Below are 17,437 nucleotides of genomic sequence, written 5' to 3'. Positions count from 1 at the left end.
ACTGACAGGGGTGACCATCTAGCGTAACGCGATCGTGGACCGCCCCTGTCCTTCCGCTCAGACCTCCATCGCGCCCTTGATCGACGGCCACGTCACGGGAAGGTCCAGCTCGACCAGCTCGGCCCGCCGCTCCTCGCGCCCGTACAGCACCCCGTACGTGAACCCGCTCTCCCTCGCCACATGGGCCTGACCTGCGAGATCACGCAGGGCCTCGCGGGTCATCACGCTGTCCTGGTGATCACCGAGCAGGCCCTGGAGGGACTTCATCGAGCGGACCAGGTCGACGGCGGGCTCGCCGAGGGCCGCGGACGCCGCCTCCGCCGAATACCTCGTCCGCTTGCACTTCTTGCGCGCCTCGTGGATCGCGAGGTCCCGGTCGGCGCCCGGCGACAGCACCACCGCCCGCTCGACCAGCTCCGTCAGCTTCCCGAAGTCCTTCCGTACGGCCGTGGAGATCACCTTCGGCGGCTGCCCGCCGGCCGCCTTCAGCAGCGGCGGCCCGTCCACCACGGCGTCCAGCGCGGCCAGCAGGTCCAGGTACCGCTTTCCGTCGAGTACGGCGATCAGACGGCTGCGCGAGCCGCCGGGCCGCGCGTGCGACCAGGTGCGCAGCCGGGTGCGCACCTGGTCGGGCAGCAGCACCCGCGGCAGTCCGTCGAGGGCGGCCGTCAGACGCTCCGTCAGCACCTCATGGTCCCGGTTCACGCCCAGCTCGCCCGCGAGCCACTTCAGCTCCGCGCCGATCGGGTCGGTGACGGCGCGGTCGAGGACTTTCTCGTACGACTTGAAGGCGCTGCGCATCCGCCGGGTGGCGACGCGCATGCGGTGCACGGAGTCGTCCACGTCCCGCCGGACGGCGGGGTCGAGCTCGACGATCGCGTCCCGCTGGGCCCGGATGTAGGCCATCACATGGTCCCCGGCGGTCTCCGGTGCCTTCCTGGCCGGCTTCAGCCGCTTCGCCCCGCCGGTCTCCGTCAGCGCCCGGGCCAGCTTCGAGGCCGACGCGGACGGCCGTACGCCCGTCTTCTTCAGCCGTTTCTCGACCTTGTCGAGGAAGGCCGGGTCGCCGCCGTCGGCGAGCTCGACCTCGATCTCGGTCCACTGGGCGACACCGTCGCCCCCGGTGAGCCGCTCGGCGCGGACGGCGTCCACGCTGACCTCGGCGAGCAGCCCGCCGTCGGCGTCGACGAGATGGCGGACGTCCCGGTCGGAGACCAGCCGGACCACGGGCAGCAGCTCGAGATCGCGGACGCGTGAGCGGACCAGGCCCGTGAGGACGCGCGGGACGGAGTCGGAGAGGGCCGCCCGGATCTCGTCCCGTACACCGGGCGAGACGGGGAACTTCAGGTGCCAGCCGGCGTCGGAGCCGCCGGTGCGGCGACGCAGGGTGATCGAGGCCGCGGCGAGGTGTTCGCCCTGGGTGTCGTAGTAGGTGGCGTCCAGCTGTGCGACACCCTTGTCGAGGACGGCTGCGACCCCGGCGACGCCGGTGAGGTCCGGCAGCCCGCTGTCGTCGGACTCGTACTTCCGCTCGATCTCGCGCTTCGTGTCCGCCATGAACCGAACTTAGACGGAGTCGGGGCGCGACGGCAGAGGGCGCCGACCGTGATTCCCGGGGGAGCCGCCGGGCGTCAGGAGGTGACCAGCGCTCGCATCGCCTCGCCCTCCGGGAACGGCGCGTCCTTCGCCGTCCGGGAGACAAGGAGGATGTGGGCGTCCTCGAACTGGTGGTACGACATCGGTTCGGGGCCCTGCCCGACGATCACCACGCTGTGTTCCAGACGCCAGCTGACGTACCGGCTGTGGTACTTGGGCTGGCGGATGTCGTGGTCCGGCAGGCCGAGCCGGTCGGTGAAGCGCTGGAGGACGGTGTCGTAGTGCGCGTCGAACTCCGGCCGCCAGGCGCCCTCCTGGCTGGTCCAGCCGGGTACGGGACCCCAGCAGTCCTCGTCGAGGATGCCGCCGTCGACCGAGTAGAGGTAGGCGAAGGGCAGATGGAGCGTGCCGTCGCCGTCGGCCGTGACGAAGTGGCCCTCCGGTGTGACATGGGTGGCGTCGGGGACGTCGGGTGTGTCCTCGTACGCCGGTCCCTGTACCGCCTGTGACCAGTCGGGCCAGCCGGCCTCGCGTATCCGTGCCTCCACGGCCTCTGTGTCGGCCAGATCCAGCTCCGCCAGCCCCAGAAGCCGGCTCACCAGCTCCTCGCCGACCGGGCACACGGCCACGTACTCGTCCGCCATTCCACTCCCCCTACGGCAGCGCTACGCCGACATCGGCCGCTGCACCCTGATCGACTGCAACAACCCGACCGCCACCCACACCGCGAACATGGACGTGCCACCGTACGACACGAACGGCAGCGGCAGACCGGTGACCGGCATGATCCCCAGGGTCATCCCGATGTTCTCGAAGGACTGGAAGGCGAACCAGGCCACGATCCCGGCGGCGACGATCGTGCCGTACAGCTCGGTCGTCTCCCGGGCGATACGGCAGGCCCGCCACAGGACGACACCGAGCAGCACGATGATCAGGCCCGCGCCGACGAAGCCCAGCTCCTCGCCCGCCACGGTGAACACGAAGTCGGTCTGCTGCTCCGGCACGAACTGGCCCGTGGTCTGCGAGCCGTGGAACAGCCCCGAGCCCGTGAGTCCGCCCGAACCGATCGCGATACGCGCCTGGTTGGTGTTGTAGCCGACGCCGGCCGGGTCGAGGCTGGGGTTGGCGAAGGCGGCGAAGCGGGCGATCTGGTAGTCGTCCAGGACGCCGAGCTGCCAGACCGCGAGCGCGCCCATGGTGCCCGCGCCGAGCAGGCCGAAGACCCAGCGGTTGGAGGCGCCCGAGGCCAGCAGCACACCCAGCACGATGATGACCATGACCATGACCGACCCAAGGTCGGGCATCAGCATGACGATGAGCATCGGTACGGCGGCCAGGCCCAGCGCCTGGAGGACCGTGCGGTGGTCGGGGTACTGCTTGTCACCCGCGTCGACCCGGGCCGCCAGCAGCATCGCCATGCCGAGGATGATCGTGATCTTCACGAACTCCGAGGGCTGGAGCGAGAAGCCGCCGCCGACGACGATCCACGAGTGGGCGCCGTTGACCGTGGAGCCCAGCGGGGTGAGCACCATCAGGATCAGGAACACCGAGGCGCCGTAGAGGATCGGTACCGCTGTCCGCAGGCCGCGGTGGCCGAGCCAGACGGTGCCGATCATCAGGGCGAACCCGATGCCGGTGTTCATGAGGTGGCGCAACAGGAAGTAGTACTGGTCGCCCTGGTTGATCTCGGTGCGGTTGCGGGTGGCCGAGAAGACCAGCAGCGAGCCGATCATCGACAGGGCGAGGGCCGCGAACAGTATCGGCCAGTCCAGCCGGCGGGCGAGCGAGTCGCGGGCGAACAGCCGCGTCCAGCCCGCCCGTTCGGGCCCGTAGCCGGAGACGGAGAAGCTGTTGCCGGTCATGTGCACATCCTCCGGCCACCTCGCTTGTGGCGCCGCCTGCGGGTGTTGCGGTTGCCTGTCGCCGGCTTCTCGACGGTTGCCGCCAGCTGCGTCTCGTCGGGCTCGGGGGCGCCCTCCTGGGTCACCCGCTGCTCCTTGCCCGGGTCCTTGGAGACCTTCGGCGACTTGATGGTGCCGTCCGTCTGGACCTTCGGGAGGCTCTTCTGCGGGGTGGGCAGCAGGGCGTTCTTCTTGTTGATCGTGCCGTCGTCGGAGACGCCGTAGAGCGCGTCGTAGATGTTGCGGACCGCGGGGCCCGAGGCGCCGGAGCCCGTACCGCCCTGGGAGATCGTCATGACGACCGTGTAGTCCTTGGTGTACGTGGCGAACCAGGACGTCGTCTGCTTGCCGTAGACCTCGGCGGTACCGGTCTTGGCGTGCATCGGGATCTTGTCCTGCGGCCAGCCGACGTCGGCGAACCGCCAGGCGGCGGTACCGCGGGTGGCGACGCCCGCGAGGGCCTCGTCCATCTCGGCCAGCGTCTTGCGGCTTATGGGCAGCTTGCCGTGCGCCTTGGGCTTGATCTCGTCGACGGTCTGGCCGTCCGCGCTGACGATGGCCTTGCCGACGGAGGGCGTGTAGAGGGTGCCGCCGTTGGAGATCGCCGCGTAGATGGTGGCCATCTGGATGGGGGTGACGAGGGTGTCGCCCTGGCCGATGGAGTAGTTGACGGAGTCACCGGCGCGCATCAGGTTGCCTTCGAGGCAGTTCTCGTACGCGATCTGCTCGGCGTACGTCCCGCCCTTCTTGCCGGTCTTGCACCAGACGTCCTTGTTGGCCTTCCAGTAGTCGAGCTTCCACTGGCGGTCCGGGATACGGCCGGTGACCTCGTTGGGCAGGTCGATGCCGGTCTCGGCGCCGAGACCGAACTGGTGGGCCGTCTTGTAGAACCAGTTCTTGGCGTCCTTCTTCGGCTTGGTGCCGCCGTCCTTCTTCCACTCCTCGTGGGAGAGCCGGTAGAAGACGGTGTCGCAGGAGACCTCCAGGGCGCGGCCGAGGCTGATCGGGCCGTATCCCTTGGTCTCGAAGTTCTTGAAGACCTGGCCGCCGATCGAGTACGAACTCGAGCAGTTGTAGGGGCCGTCGAAGGAGTACCCGGCGTTTATCGCGGCGGCGGTCGGGACCACCTTGAAGATGGAGCCGGGCGCCGACTGGCCCTGGATGGCCCGGTTGAGCAGCGGGTAGTTGGAGTCCTTGCCCGTCAGCTTGGTGTAGTCCTTGGCGGAGATGCCACCGACCCAGGCGTTCGGGTCGTACGACGGGTTGGACGCCATGGCGACGACGCGGCCGGTCTTGGCCTCCATGACGACGACGGCACCGGAGTCGGCCTTGTAGTTCTCGCCGGTGTTGTCGTCGAAGGCCTCGCGGGCCTTCTTCATCGCGTCGTTCAGTTCGTACTCGGCGACCCGCTGGACGCGGGCGTCGATGCTGGTGACGAGGTTCGAGCCGGGCTGCGCCTCGTCACTGGCGGCCTGGCCGATGACGCGGCCGAGGTTGTCGACCTCGTAGCGGGTGACGCCGGCCTTGCCGCGCAGCTCCTTGTCGTACTCGCGCTCCAGGCCGCTGCGGCCGACCTGGTCGGAGCGCAGATAGGGCGAGTCGGTGTCCTGGGCCTTGGTGATCTCCTCGTCGGTGACCGGGGAGAGGTAGCCGAGGACCTGGGCGGTGTTGGCCTTGCCGGGGCTCGCGTAGCGGCGCACGGCCTCGGGCTCGGCGGTGATGCCGGGGAAGTCCTCGGCGCGCTCGCGGATCTGCAGGGCCTGCTTGGCGGTGGCCTCGTCGGTGACGGGGATCGGCTGGTACGGCGAGCCGTTCCAGCAGGGCTGGGGGGTCTTGGCGTCGCACAGCCGGACCTTTTGCATGACCTCCCCGGGCTTCATACCGAGGACACCGGCGAGCTTGGTGAGGACGGCCTTGCCGTCGTCCTTCATCTTCAGCAGGTCGGTGCGGGAGGCGGAGACCACCAGCCGTGTCTCGTTGTCGGCGATCGGCACTCCGCGCGCGTCGAGGATCGAGCCGCGGACGGCGGGCTCCACGACCTGCTGGACGTGGTTGCCGGACGCCTCCTTCGCGTACTCGTCGCCCTCGCGGATCTGGAGGTACCACAGGCGCCCGCCGAGGGTGCCGAGGAGGGACAGGACGAGGATCTGGATCACGATGAGCCTGATCTGGACCCGTGGAGTCCGACCGGTCTCGGGGATGTTGGTCACTGCGGCTGCCGCCCCCTCTCAGTGTGTGTACGTGTCATATACGGCGAACCTGTGAACACGGCCCGCCGACTCGCGCGCACTCACAGCCGCTTGACCCCCTTGATGCGACCGACGCGCGCGGTCCGGGTCCGGGCCCTGGTCCGCAGCGCGCCGAGTCCGCCGCGCTGACCGCCGATCTTCAGGCCCGTTCCGGAGGAGAGCCACCCGGAGGAGATGTCGGTGGCCTTCTTGGCGGAGGTGTTGGTCTCCGCGAGGGGGTCGTTCTCGGCGCGGCGGGCGAGCGCCATGATGCCGGGGACGACGAAGGGGGCGAGCAGCAGGTCGTACAGCGCGGCCGTGAACAGCAGGCTGCCGAGGCCGACATGGCGGGCGGCGGTGTCGCCGACGAGAGCGCCGACACCGGCGTAGAGCAGGGTCGTGCCGACGGCGGCGGCGACCACGACGAGCATCGGGCCGGTGGCCGACTTGAGTCTGCCGTTCTCCGGTTTGGCGAGCCCGGCCAGATAGCCGATGACGCACAGCACCAGCGCGTAGCGCCCGGCGGCGTGGTCGGCGGGCGGCACGAGGTCGGCGAGCAGTCCCGCGCCGAAGCCGACGAGGGCGCCGCCGACATGGCCGTAGACCATCGCGAGACCGAGGACGGTCAGCAGCAGCACGTCCGGGACAGCGCCCGGGAGGTGGAGCCGGGACAGGACGCTGACCTGGAGGACGAGGGCTACGACGACGAGGGAGGTGGAGAGCAGGATCCGGTTGACACGCAAGGGGAATCAGCTCCTACTGCTCTTGCTCGAGCTGGCCGTCGACAGGGGCGTTCGCGGACGGGGTGACCGTGACGGTGACCGTCGGCGTGGGGGTCGGTTTCGGCTTGTCGGGGAGCACCGTGTCGCGCGGGTCCTTCTTCGGGGCCTCGACGACGACGCCGACGATGTCGAGCTTGGTGAAGCTGACGTACGGCGTGACGTAGAGGGTGCGGGTGAGGTCGCCGCCGGAGGGGTCGACGCGGGAGACGATGCCGACGGGGACACCGGGCACGAAGGGCTTGTCGGCCTGCGAGCCGAAGGTGACGAGGCGGTCGCCCTTCTTGATCTCGGCCTTGCCGTTGAGGAGTTCGACGCGCAGCGGGCGGTCGCCCTGTCCGGAGGCGAAGCCGAGCTCGTCGCTGGCCTCCATGCGGGTGCCGACGGTGAAGTCGGGGTCGCTGGCGAGGAGCACGGTGGCGGTGTTCGGGCCCACGGTCGTCACGCGCCCCACCAGTCCGTCGCCGTTGAGGACGGTCATGTCGCGTCTGATGCCGTCGTGGGAACCGACGTCGATGGTGATGGTCCAGGAGAAGCCCTGGGCCGCTCCTATGGCGATGACCTCGGCGCCCTTGATGCCGTACTGGCCCTCGCCCGCGACCTTCAGCATCGAGTTCAGCTGCTTGAGGCGGCTGGTGTTGCGGTCGTCGCTGCCGAGCTTCGCCTTGAGGGCCGCGTTCTCCTTCTCCAGCGCGGCGAGCCGGTCGTGCCGCTCGCCGGAGTCGCGGATCGCGGAGACCGCGTTGCCGACCGGGTTCACGGCGGACGACACACCGTCCTCGATGGGGCCGAAAACCGTGGCCGCGGCCTGGCGGGCACCGTCGACCGGCGAATCCTCCCCGCCACGGATGTCCACCGTGATCAGTGCGAACGCGATGGCGATCAGCAGCACCAGGAGCAGCCGGCTCTCTCGTGTGTCCCTCACGTGCGGCGGCCGTGCCTTCCTCATAGGAATGTGCAGGTGTTCAGGTATGCGGGTGTACAGGGGCTCGCGGATGCCCATGGGCGAGCTTATGCCTCTATATCAACGATCCGCCGTACGAGAGGAGATCATCTCGTACGGCGGAATCGAAGAGTTACGTCATCTGCGCGGCTGGGCGTCCAGCACCTGCTGGAGCGCCTCGAACTCCTCCACGCACTTGCCGGAGCCGAGCGCCACGCTGTCCAGCGGGTCCTCGGCGATGTGGATCGGCATGCCGGTCTCGCGCCGCAGCCGCTCGTCGAGGCCGCGCAGCAGGGCGCCGCCGCCGGTCAGAACGATTCCGCGGTCCATGATGTCGCCGGACAGCTCGGGCGGGCACTTGTCGAGGGTCGTCTTGACCGCGTCCACGATCGCGTTGACGGGTTCCTCGATCGCCTTGCGGACTTCGCCGGCCGAGATGACGACGGTCTTGGGCAGCCCGGAGACGAGGTCCCGGCCGCGGATTTCGGTGTGCTCGTCAGCGTCGAGGTCGTACGCCGAACCGATCGTGATCTTGATCTGCTCGGCCGTCCGCTCACCCAGGAGGAGCGAGTACTCCTTCTTGATGTGCTGGATGATCGCGTTGTCCAGTTCGTCGCCCGCGACGCGGATCGACTGAGCGGTGACGATCCCGCCGAGCGAGATGACCGCGACCTCCGTCGTGCCGCCGCCGATGTCCACCACCATGTTGCCCGTGGCCTCGTGGACCGGCAGGCCGGAACCGATGGCGGCCGCCATGGGCTCCTCGATGATGTGCACCTGGCGGGCCCCGGCCTGGGACGACGCCTCGATGACGGCACGGCGCTCGACGCCGGTGATGCCGGAGGGCACACACACGACGACGCGCGGCCTCGCGAGATACCGCCGCTTGTGGATCTTCAGAATGAAGTAGCGGAGCATTCGCTCGGTGATCTCGAAGTCGGCGATGACGCCGTCCTTCAGCGGACGTACGGCAACGATGTTGCCGGGCGTGCGCCCGATCATCTTCTTCGCTTCGGATCCGACCGCCAGGATGCCACCGGTGTTGGTGTTGATCGCGACGACGGACGGCTCGTTGAGTACGATCCCGCGACCCCTGACGTACACCAGCGTGTTGGCGGTCCCGAGGTCGACAGCCATGTCACGGCCGATGAACGACATTGAGTTCCCCATCAGGATTCGTCTGGCCTTCCCGGGAGCTTTGAGGGCTTTTTCAGGTTGGCGAAGTGGGTGCGGTGACGTGAAGACTTCCATCGTAGTGGCGCCTACGCGAACACCGCGCGAGGGTCTTCGCCATTGTCAGCAGATGGAACCCCACCGCGCTTGTGGAGACGGCCCATCGGGGGCACCCGTTCCCCCGATCGGCGCGCATATGCCAAAGGACGGCCGAAAAGTCACGGCCGCCCCAGGTCAGATGGGAGATCAGGCTGACGCCACGTCAGAAACGTCCACGAAAACTCCCTAAGGGGCGCGGGGCGCCCGCCCCCCTTCAACCCCGGTCAGCCCACACGGTCCGGGAAGAAGATCTTCACTTCACGCTCAGCCGACTCGACGGAGTCGCTCGCGTGGATCAGGTTCTCCCGGACGATCACACCGAAGTCCCCGCGGATGGAGCCGGGGGCCGCGGCGATCGGGTCGGTGGGGCCGGCCAGCGCGCGCACGCCCTCGATGACCCGCTCGCCCTCGACGATCAGCGCCACGACCGGGCCGGAGGCCATGAACTCCACCAGCGGCTCGTAGAAGGGCTTGCCCTTGTGCTCGCCGTAGTGCTGCTCCAGCGTGTCCTGGTCCAGGGTGCGCAGCTCCAGCGCGGTGATCTGCCAGCCGGCCTTGCGCTCGATACGGCTGATGATCTCGCCGGTCAGGCCACGACGGACCGCGTCGGGCTTGAGGAGGACGAGGGTGCGCTGGCTCACGTGGGACTCCTTGCGATCAACAGTGTGCGGAGTGATGAGGTTACCCGGCGTGTCCGCCCGTCGGTCACGCAGCGTCAGGTGTAGTGGAGTCGGCCTGCGCGGCGAACCTCGCCTTTGCCTCGTCGACCTTCCGCCCGTAGTGCACCGAGGCCCACCAGAGCGCCGCGAAGACCACGCCCAGGAAGAACATCGTCGGCACCACGAACCCGGAGGCGATGAGGGCGATCTGCAGGACCCAGCCGAGCGCGACGCCGCCGGGCCGGGTGATCACACCGCACAGCGCCAGACACAGGAACATGGCGATACCGCTGACCGTCCACACCGTGGCCGTGGACAGGTCGTCGTCCTTCATCGCGACCAGACCGGCGAAGCCGATGATGAAGAACTCGCCGATCAGGGTCGAGGAACAGAGAGTACGCATTCTTGGGATTCAGCCCTTCCCCAGCAACAGCCGGGCCTCGCCGACGGTGATGACGGAACCGGTCACGAGCACGCCGGCGCCCGCGAACTCGCCCTCCTCCTCGGACAGGGTGATCGCGGCCTCCAGCGCGTCCGGCAGCCGCGGCTCGACCTGTACGCGCTCCTCGCCGAACACCTCGACGGCGATGGCGGCCAACTCGTCGGCGTCCATGGCGCGGTGACTGGAGTTCTGGGTGATCACGATCTCCGCGAAGACCGGCTCGAAGGCCTCCAGGAGACCTCGTACGTTCTTGTCGCCACTGGCCCCGACCACACCGATCAGCCGGCTGAAGTCGAAGGCCTCACCGATCGCCTCGGCGGTGGCCCGGGCGCCCGCCGGGTTGTGCGCGGCGTCCAGCACGACGGTGGGAGAGCGCCGTACGATCTCCAGCCGCCCCGGCGAGGTCACGGCCGCGAACGCCTTGCGGACGGTGTCGATGTCGAGCGGCTCGGGCCGCTGCGAGCCGACACCGAAGAAGCCCTCGACGGCGGCGAGCGCCACAGCGGCGTTGTGCGCCTGGTAGGCGCCGTGCAGCGGGAGGTAGACCTCCTCGTACTCCCCGCCGAGCCCGCGCAGGGTGATCAGCTGTCCGCCGACGGCCACCTGCCGTGCCACGACCCCGAACTCCAGCCCCTCACGGGCCACGGTGGCGTCGACCTCGACGGCCTTCTTCAGCAGCACCTGCGCGGCGTCGACCGGCTGCTGCGCCAGGATGACGGTCGCGTCCTGCTTGACGACGCCGGCCTTCTCCTTGGCGATCTCGCCGGGAGTCTCGCCGAGCCGGTCGGTGTGGTCCAGGTCGATGGGGGTCACGACGGCGACGTCACCGTCGATGACGTTGGTCGCGTCCCAGGTGCCGCCCATCCCGACCTCGACGACGGCCACGTCCACGGGCGCGTCGGCGAAGGCGGCGTACGCCATGCCGGTCAGCACCTCGAAGAACGACAGCCGGTACTCCTGCTGCGCGTCCACCATCTCGATGTACGGCTTGATGTCCTCGTACGTCTCGATGAAGCGCTCGGCGGAGATCGGCGCCCCGTCGAGGCTGATGCGCTCGGTGACCGACTGCACATGGGGGCTGGTGTACCTGCCGGTGCGCAGTTCGAAGGCGCCGAGGAGGGCCTCGATCATGCGGGCGGTGGAGGTCTTGCCGTTCGTCCCGGTGATGTGGATCGAGGGGTACGACCGCTGCGGCTCGCCCAGGACGTCCATGAGCGCGGCGATACGGCTGACGGAGGGCTCGAGCTTGGTCTCGCCCCAGCGCGTGGCGAGTTCCGCCTCGACCTCGCGCAGCGCCTTGTCGACCTCGGGGTCCTGGGGGCGCGTCGGCACGTCGGCCTCCGGCGGGCCTCCCTGGGTGCGCAGGGTGCGGCTGCCGGCCTCGATGACCGCGAGGTCGGGGTCGCGGTCTGTCTCGGCGTCGATGATCTCGTCGAAGGGGTCGCTGTCACTCACGGGGTCAGTCTACGGAGGGGGACCTAGAGAGTGCCTATGGAGTGGGGTGGCTGGTCGTTTACGGCGTCTGCGGGCCGCAGGTGGCTGGTCGCGCCCACGCGGCGGAGCCGCACATCGATACAGCCCCGCGCCCCTGACGGCGCGAGGGGCCCCGGAGTCTTGAAGACTCCGGGGCCCCTCGCGCCGTACAAACTGCCTACGCCTGCGGCAGGCGGTCCAGCTGGGACTGGATGCGGGCGATGTCCTCGCCCGCCTTTGCCAGGCGGCCGCGGATCTTGTCCACCACGTTGTCCGGGGCCTTGGCCAGGAACGCCTCGTTGCCGAGCTTGGCGGTGGCCTGGGCCTTTTCCTTCTCGGCGGCCGCGAGGTCCTTGGCGAGGCGCTTGCGCTCCGCCGCGACGTCGATGGTGCCGGAGAGGTCGAGGGCGACCTCGGCGCCGGAGACCGGGAGGGTCGCCGTGGCCGTGAAGGCGTCGCCCTCCGGCTGGAGCCGGAGGAGCTGGCGGATGGCGGCCTCGTGGGGCGCCAGGGCCGTGCCGTCGAGGGTCAGGCGGGCCGGGACGCGCTGGCCGGGCTGGAGACCCTGGTCGGCGCGGAAGCGGCGGACCTCGGTGATGACGGACTGGAGGGTCTCGATCTCCTTCTCGGCGGCCGTGTCACGGAAGCCGCTGTCCTTGGGCCAGTCCGCGATGACGACCGACTCGCCGCCCGTGAGGGTGGTCCAGAGGGTCTCCGTGACGAACGGGACCACCGGGTGCAGCAGCCTGAGAGTGACGTCGAGGACCTCGCCCAGGACGCGCTTGCTGACCTCGGCCGGCTCGCCGCCCGCCTGGAACGTCGTCTTGGAGAGCTCGACGTACCAGTCGAAGACCTCGTCCCACGCGAAGTGGAAGAGGGCGTCGGAGAGCTTCGCGAACTGGTAGTCCTCGTAGAGCGCGTCGACTTCGGCGACGACGGAGTTGAGCCGGGAGAGGATCCAGCGGTCCGTCGCCGACATCGCCGACTCGTCCGGCAGGGGCCCGTCCACCGTCGCGCCGTTCATCAGCGCGAAGCGCGTGGCGTTCCAGATCTTGTTGGCGAAGTTGCGGGAGCCCTGGACCCAGTCCTCGCCGATCGGGACGTCGACGCCGGGGTTGGCGCCACGGGCGAGGGTGAAGCGCAGGGCGTCGCTGCCGTACTTGTCCATCCAGTCCAGCGGGTTGACCGCGTTGCCGAAGGACTTCGACATCTTCTTGCCGAACTGGTCGCGGACCATGCCGTGCAGGGCGATGGTGTGGAACGGCGGGGTGCCGTCCATCGCGTACAGGCCGAACATCATCATCCGGGCGACCCAGAAGAAGAGGATGTCGTAGCCGGTGACCAGGACGGAGTTCGGGTAGAACTTCGCGAGCGACTGGGTCTGTTCGGGCCAGCCGAGGGTCGAGAAGGGCCACAGGCCGGAGGAGAACCAGGTGTCGAGGACGTCGGTGTCCTGACGCCAGCCCTCACCGGTGGGCGGCTCCTCGTCGGGTCCGACGCAGGCGACCTCGCCGTCCGGGCCGTACCAGACGGGGATGCGGTGGCCCCACCACAACTGCCGTGAGATGCACCAGTCGTGGAGGTTGTCGACCCAGTCGAAGTACCGCTTCTCCATCTCCTGCGGATGGATCTTGACGCGGCCGTCGCGGACCGCGTCACCGGCGGCCTTCGCGAGCGGGCCGACCTTGACCCACCACTGCATGGACAGCCGCGGCTCAATGGTGGTCTTGCAGCGCGAGCAGTGGCCGACGGAGTGGACGTAGGGCCGCTTCTCGGCGACGATCCGGCCCTCGGCGCGCAGGGCGGCGACGATGGCGGAACGGGCCTCGAGGCGGTCCTGGCCCTGGAAGGGGCCGTGGGCCGTGATCACGGCGTGCTCGTCCATGATCGTGATGGCCGGCAGGTCGTGGCGCTGGCCGATCTCGAAGTCGTTCGGGTCGTGGGCCGGGGTGACCTTGACCGCGCCGGTGCCGAACTCGGGGTCGACGTGGGTGTCGGCGACGACGGGGATGGAGCGCTCGGTGAGCGGCAGCTTGATGAGCTTGCCGACGAGGTGCTTGTACCGCTCGTCGTCCGGGTGAACGGCGACGGCCGTGTCACCGAGCATGGTCTCGGCGCGGGTGGTGGCGACGACGAGCGTCTCGTCGCCCTCGCCGTACTTGATGGAGACGAGCTCGCCGTCGTCGTCCTGGTACTCGACCTCGATGTCGGAGATCGCGGTCAGACAGCGGGGGCACCAGTTGATGATGCGCTCGGCGCGGTAGATCAGCTCGTCGTCGTAGAGCCGCTTGAAGATGGTCTGGACGGCCTGCGACAGCCCCTCGTCCATCGTGAAGCGCTCACGCGACCAGGCGACGGCGTCGCCGAGGCGACGCATCTGCCCGGAGATCTGTCCGCCGGACTCGCCCTTCCACTGCCAGACCCGCTCGACGAAGGCCTCACGGCCGAGGTCGTGCCGGGACTTGCCTTCCTTCCCCAGCTCGCGCTCGACGACGTTCTGGGTGGCGATGCCGGCGTGGTCCATGCCGGGCTGCCACAGCGTCTCGAAGCCCTGCATGCGCTTGCGACGCGTGAGGGCGTCGATGAGCGTGTGCTCGAAGGCGTGCCCGAGGTGCAGGCTGCCGGTGACGTTCGGCGGCGGGATGACGATGGTGTACGGCGGCTTGTCGCTCTTCTCGTCCGCCTCGAAGTAACCCCGCTCCACCCAGCGCTCGTACAGCGGGCCCTCTACGTCGGCCGGCGCGTACTGGGTCGGCAGTTCGGTGTCGGGCGCTGATGGCTGCTGCTGAGCGTTCTCGGTCACGGGGTCAGTTTAGGGGTGTCGCGGGCGTGTCCCGAAACGGCTTTGTTCTGTAACGGTGAGGCCCCCGATGCAATGCATCGCCGGTGCCTGCGCCAGGATGTTCGGAACGCATAAGCATCTGGAGGGGAACCCAGTAATGAGTCACAACCAGCCGGGCCCGTACGGCGGGCAGCCCCAGCAGCCCGGTCCGTACGGTCAGCCGGGCCCGTACGGCCAGCAGCCGCCGCAGGCCCCCCAGCCCGGCTACGGCTACCCCCAACAGCCCGCTCAGCCCCAGCAGCCGGGGTACGGCTACCCGCAGCAGCAGGGCGGCGTCCCGCCGCAGACCCCGCCGTACGGGCAGCAGCCGTACGGTCAGCAGCCCTACACGGCCCCGATGCCGCCGGTTCCGGGCGGTGGCGGCAAGAAGAAGCTGGCCATCATCCTCGGCTCGGTGGCGGTCGTCGCCGCGATCGCCGTGGGCGCGGCCTTCGCCCTCGGCGGCGGGGGTGGCGGCGGAGGCGGGTCGGACATCGCGGACGACGGGGCGCACAAGCTGACGACTCCGGGCACCGTACTCACCGAGTACAAGAAGTCCGACGGCGACAGCGACAGCATGACCAAGGAAGACCTCAAGGACGCCGAGTCGTGGGGTGTCAAGGGCGCCAAGGATGTCAGCGCCAACTACGAGGTCGCCGACGAGAGCAACCCGTTGGGCGGCAAGATGCTGACGTTCGGCGGCGTCTACGGCACGATCGACGACCCCGAGAAGGCCGTCGACGGCTTCTTCGCCTTCATGAAGAAGGACGCCGGCGAGGAGAACGTCACCTTCGAGGGCAGCGCGAAGGAGTACAAGCCCAGTTCGCTGGAGGGCGCGATCCTGAAGTGCCAGGGCGCCAAGATCGACAACTCCGACGAGACGACGGCCGGCATGGCCAAGGAAATGAAGGTCACGTACTGCGTCTGGGGTGACCACAGCACGCTCGGCTTCGTGATGCCCATGGAGTACTCGGACATCGCCGCCGGCAAGGCCACGGCCCCCGCGGAGGCGGCCGAGATGACGGCGAAGCTCCGCAAGGAAGTCCGCGTCAAGGCCTGACGTCGCTGAACTGCGAAGGGGCCCCGGTCGGTTGACCGGGGCCCCTTCGTTCGTCCTTGTGCGCGGCGGCGGTTACGCCGTCTTCGCCTCTCCCGGGCCCCGTCCGTTGCGGGCGTCGCGCGGGATGAGGGTCGGGTTGACGTTGGAGTGGACGACGTCTGCCGTGATGACGACGCGGGCCACGTCCTTGCGGGACGGGATCTCGTACATGACGCCCTGGAGGACTTCCTCCATGATGGCGCGCAGGCCTCGCGCGCCGGTCTGGCGGAGGATGGCCTGGTCGGCGATGGCTTCCAGCGCCTCGCGCTCGAAGTCCAGCTCCACGCCGTCGAGTTCGAAGAGGCGCTGGTACTGCTTGACCAGCGCGTTGCGAGGCTCGACCAGGATCTGGAGGAGGGCCTCGCGGTCCAGGTTGTGGACCGAGGTGATCACCGGGAGGCGGCCGATGAACTCGGGGATCATGCCGAACTTGACCAGGTCCTCGGGCATGACGTCCTCGAACTGGTCCTTGGCCTCCAGCTCGCGCTTCGAACGGATCGTCGCGCCGAAGCCGATGCCCTTGGCGCCGGCGCGGGACTCGATGAGCTTCTCCAGGCCCGCGAAGGCACCGCCCACGATGAACAGGACGTTCGTCGTGTCGATCTGGATGAACTCCTGGTGCGGGTGCTTGCGGCCGCCCTGGGGCGGGACCGAGGCCGTCGTGCCCTCGAGGATCTTGAGCAGCGCCTGCTGGACGCCCTCGCCGCTCACATCCCGGGTGATCGAGGGGTTTTCACTCTTCCTCGCGACCTTGTCGATCTCATCGATGTAGATGATCCCGGTCTCGGCCTTCTTGACGTCGTAGTCCGCCGCCTGAATGAGCTTCAGGAGGATGTTCTCGACGTCCTCGCCGACGTACCCCGCCTCCGTGAGCGCCGTTGCGTCGGCGATCGCGAACGGGACGTTCAGCATGCGGGCGAGAGTCTGGGCCAGCAGCGTCTTGCCGGAGCCCGTCGGGCCCAGCAGGAGGATGTTGGACTTCGCCAACTCGATCGCGTCGTCACGGCCGCTTCCGCCGCCGTTCTCGCCGGCCTGGACGCGCTTGTAGTGGTTGTAGACCGCCACGGAGAGCGCCTTCTTGGCCTGCTCCTGGCCCACCACATAGCCCTCGAGGAACTCGTAGATCTCACGAGGCTTGGGGAGTTCCTCCCAGCGCACCTCGCTCGTCTCCGCGAGCTCTTCCTCGATGATCTCGTTGCAGAGATCGATGCACTCGTCGCAGATGTACACACCAGGCCCTGCGATGAGCTTCTTGACCTGCTTCTGGCTCTTGCCGCAGAACGAGCACTTGAGCAGATCGCCGCCGTCACCGATGCGTGCCACGGTGTGCTTCCCCTTCGCCTGGGAGACGCCTAGGTCCAGCGGCTCCTGGTGCTGCCTTATTCCGACGGTACCTTGCCGGGCCCCCCGTTCGGGCCCCCCTTGGCGCGGTTCACTTTGACGTGCAGCGTGTCAAAGCACACGAACCGGACCAAGGGGCGGCAGACAATACAGCCTCCGACTAGCGGACGGATGCGTTGTTCATCTTCCGAGTGGAGATGATCTGGTCGATCAGACCGTAGGAGAGCGCCTCCTCGGCCGTGAGGATCTTGTCGCGCTCGATGTCCTCGCGGATCTTCTCGATCGGCGTGGTCGAGTGCTTGGCCAGCATCTCCTCCAGCTGCGCGCGCATCCGGAGGATTTCGTTGGCGGCGATCTCCAGGTCGGAGACCTGACCGCGACCGGTCTCGCTGTAGGGCTGGTGGATCAGCACACGGGCGTTCGGCAGCGCCATGCGCTTGCCCGGCGTACCGGCGGCCAGCAGGATGGCCGCGGCGGAGGCCGCCTGGCCCATGCAGACCGTCTGGACGTCCGGCTTCACGAACTGCATCGTGTCGTAGATCGCCGTCAGCGCGGTGAAGGAGCCGCCGGGGCTGTTGATGTAGACCGAGATGTCACGGTCCGGGTCCATCGACTCCAGGCACAGCAGCTGCGCCATGACGTCGTTGGCGGAGGCGTCGTCGATCTGGACGCCGAGGAAGATCACGCGCTCTTCGAACAGCTTCGCGTACGGGTCGTACTCACGGACGCCCTGCGAGGTGCGCTCGACGAAGCGCGGGATGACGTAGCGGGACTCCGCGGAGGGGCCCGTGTACTCGGCGCGCGTGCGGTCGTACAGGCCGCTGCCGGGGTGGTCGTTCACTTTCTGTCTCCTAGAGGCTGAGGCGGTCGGCTGGGGGCTTGC

Annotated in this window: 14 protein-coding genes; 1 reads left to right on the top strand and 13 read right to left on the bottom strand. The window is 68.7% G+C overall.

The features are described from left to right. Nucleotides 1–57: 57 nt before the first annotated feature. The 11 genes from QF037_RS30600 to QF037_RS30550 form a co-directional block, all read right to left on the bottom strand. Complete coding sequence (locus QF037_RS30600) at nt 58–1,557, bottom strand: CYTH and CHAD domain-containing protein (protein ID WP_307030689.1); 1,500 nt, start codon at nt 1,555–1,557, stop codon at nt 58–60. 74 nt (nt 1,558–1,631) lie between these two features. Beyond that, nucleotides 1,632–2,240 (bottom strand): hypothetical protein, encoded by a 609-nt coding sequence (locus QF037_RS30595; protein ID WP_307030687.1) that lies wholly within the window; start codon nt 2,238–2,240, stop codon nt 1,632–1,634. Nucleotides 2,241–2,261: 21 nt separating this feature from the next. Further along, the gene (rodA, locus tag QF037_RS30590) at nt 2,262–3,458 is read right to left on the bottom strand and encodes a rod shape-determining protein RodA (protein WP_307030685.1); all 1,197 of its coding nucleotides are present in this window, start codon (nt 3,456–3,458) and stop codon (nt 2,262–2,264) included. Continuing rightward, nucleotides 3,455–5,707 (bottom strand): penicillin-binding protein 2, encoded by a 2,253-nt coding sequence (gene mrdA / locus QF037_RS30585; RefSeq protein ID WP_307030683.1) that lies wholly within the window; start codon nt 5,705–5,707, stop codon nt 3,455–3,457. The genes rodA and mrdA overlap by 4 nt, the downstream gene beginning before the upstream one ends. 80 nt (nt 5,708–5,787) lie before the next feature. Beyond that, complete coding sequence (mreD, locus tag QF037_RS30580) at nt 5,788–6,468, bottom strand: rod shape-determining protein MreD (RefSeq protein ID WP_307030681.1); 681 nt, start codon at nt 6,466–6,468, stop codon at nt 5,788–5,790. Between the two features lie 13 nt (nt 6,469–6,481). Then, nucleotides 6,482–7,429 carry a rod shape-determining protein MreC gene (mreC, locus tag QF037_RS30575; RefSeq protein WP_307030679.1) on the bottom strand — a complete coding sequence of 316 codons (948 nt, stop codon included), beginning with the start codon at nt 7,427–7,429 and terminating at the stop codon, nt 6,482–6,484. Between the two features lie 156 nt (nt 7,430–7,585). Further along, nucleotides 7,586–8,605: a rod shape-determining protein gene (locus QF037_RS30570; RefSeq protein ID WP_307030677.1), complete on the bottom strand. Its 1,020-nt coding sequence runs from the start codon at nt 8,603–8,605 to the stop codon at nt 7,586–7,588. A 338-nt stretch (nt 8,606–8,943) separates the two neighbouring features. After that, nucleotides 8,944–9,360 (bottom strand): nucleoside-diphosphate kinase, encoded by a 417-nt coding sequence (gene ndk, locus QF037_RS30565; protein WP_307030675.1) that lies wholly within the window; start codon nt 9,358–9,360, stop codon nt 8,944–8,946. 64 nt (nt 9,361–9,424) lie between these two features. Beyond that, nucleotides 9,425–9,781 (bottom strand): DUF4233 domain-containing protein, encoded by a 357-nt coding sequence (locus tag QF037_RS30560; RefSeq protein WP_307030673.1) that lies wholly within the window; start codon nt 9,779–9,781, stop codon nt 9,425–9,427. A 9-nt stretch (nt 9,782–9,790) separates the two neighbouring features. Next, nucleotides 9,791–11,275 carry a bifunctional tetrahydrofolate synthase/dihydrofolate synthase gene (gene folC / locus QF037_RS30555; protein ID WP_307030672.1) on the bottom strand — a complete coding sequence of 495 codons (1,485 nt, stop codon included), beginning with the start codon at nt 11,273–11,275 and terminating at the stop codon, nt 9,791–9,793. A gap of 196 nt (nt 11,276–11,471) precedes the next feature. After that, nucleotides 11,472–14,096 (bottom strand): valine--tRNA ligase, encoded by a 2,625-nt coding sequence (locus QF037_RS30550; RefSeq protein ID WP_307030670.1) that lies wholly within the window; start codon nt 14,094–14,096, stop codon nt 11,472–11,474. A 136-nt stretch (nt 14,097–14,232) separates the two neighbouring features. Here QF037_RS30550 and QF037_RS30545 point away from each other — a divergent pair, with 136 nt between their 5' ends. Continuing rightward, nucleotides 14,233–15,174 carry a hypothetical protein gene (locus QF037_RS30545; protein WP_307030668.1) on the top strand — a complete coding sequence of 314 codons (942 nt, stop codon included), beginning with the start codon at nt 14,233–14,235 and terminating at the stop codon, nt 15,172–15,174. Nucleotides 15,175–15,246: 72 nt separating this feature from the next. On the opposite strand, the gene clpX is transcribed toward QF037_RS30545, so the two are convergent. Next, nucleotides 15,247–16,536, bottom strand: coding sequence for an ATP-dependent Clp protease ATP-binding subunit ClpX (gene clpX / locus QF037_RS30540; RefSeq protein WP_307030666.1), 1,290 nt, complete (start codon nt 16,534–16,536; stop codon nt 15,247–15,249). Nucleotides 16,537–16,714: 178 nt separating this feature from the next. Continuing rightward, entirely contained in the window at nt 16,715–17,395 is a 681-nt protein-coding gene (locus QF037_RS30535; RefSeq protein ID WP_307030664.1) for an ATP-dependent Clp protease proteolytic subunit, read from the bottom strand. Between the last annotated feature and the right edge of the window lie 42 nt (nt 17,396–17,437).

Origin of the sequence: Streptomyces canus (genome assembly GCF_030815415.1) — a bacterium.
Lineage (GTDB): Bacteria > Actinomycetota > Actinomycetes > Streptomycetales > Streptomycetaceae > Streptomyces > Streptomyces canus_F.
This window is presented reverse-complemented; position numbering and strand designations above follow the sequence as displayed.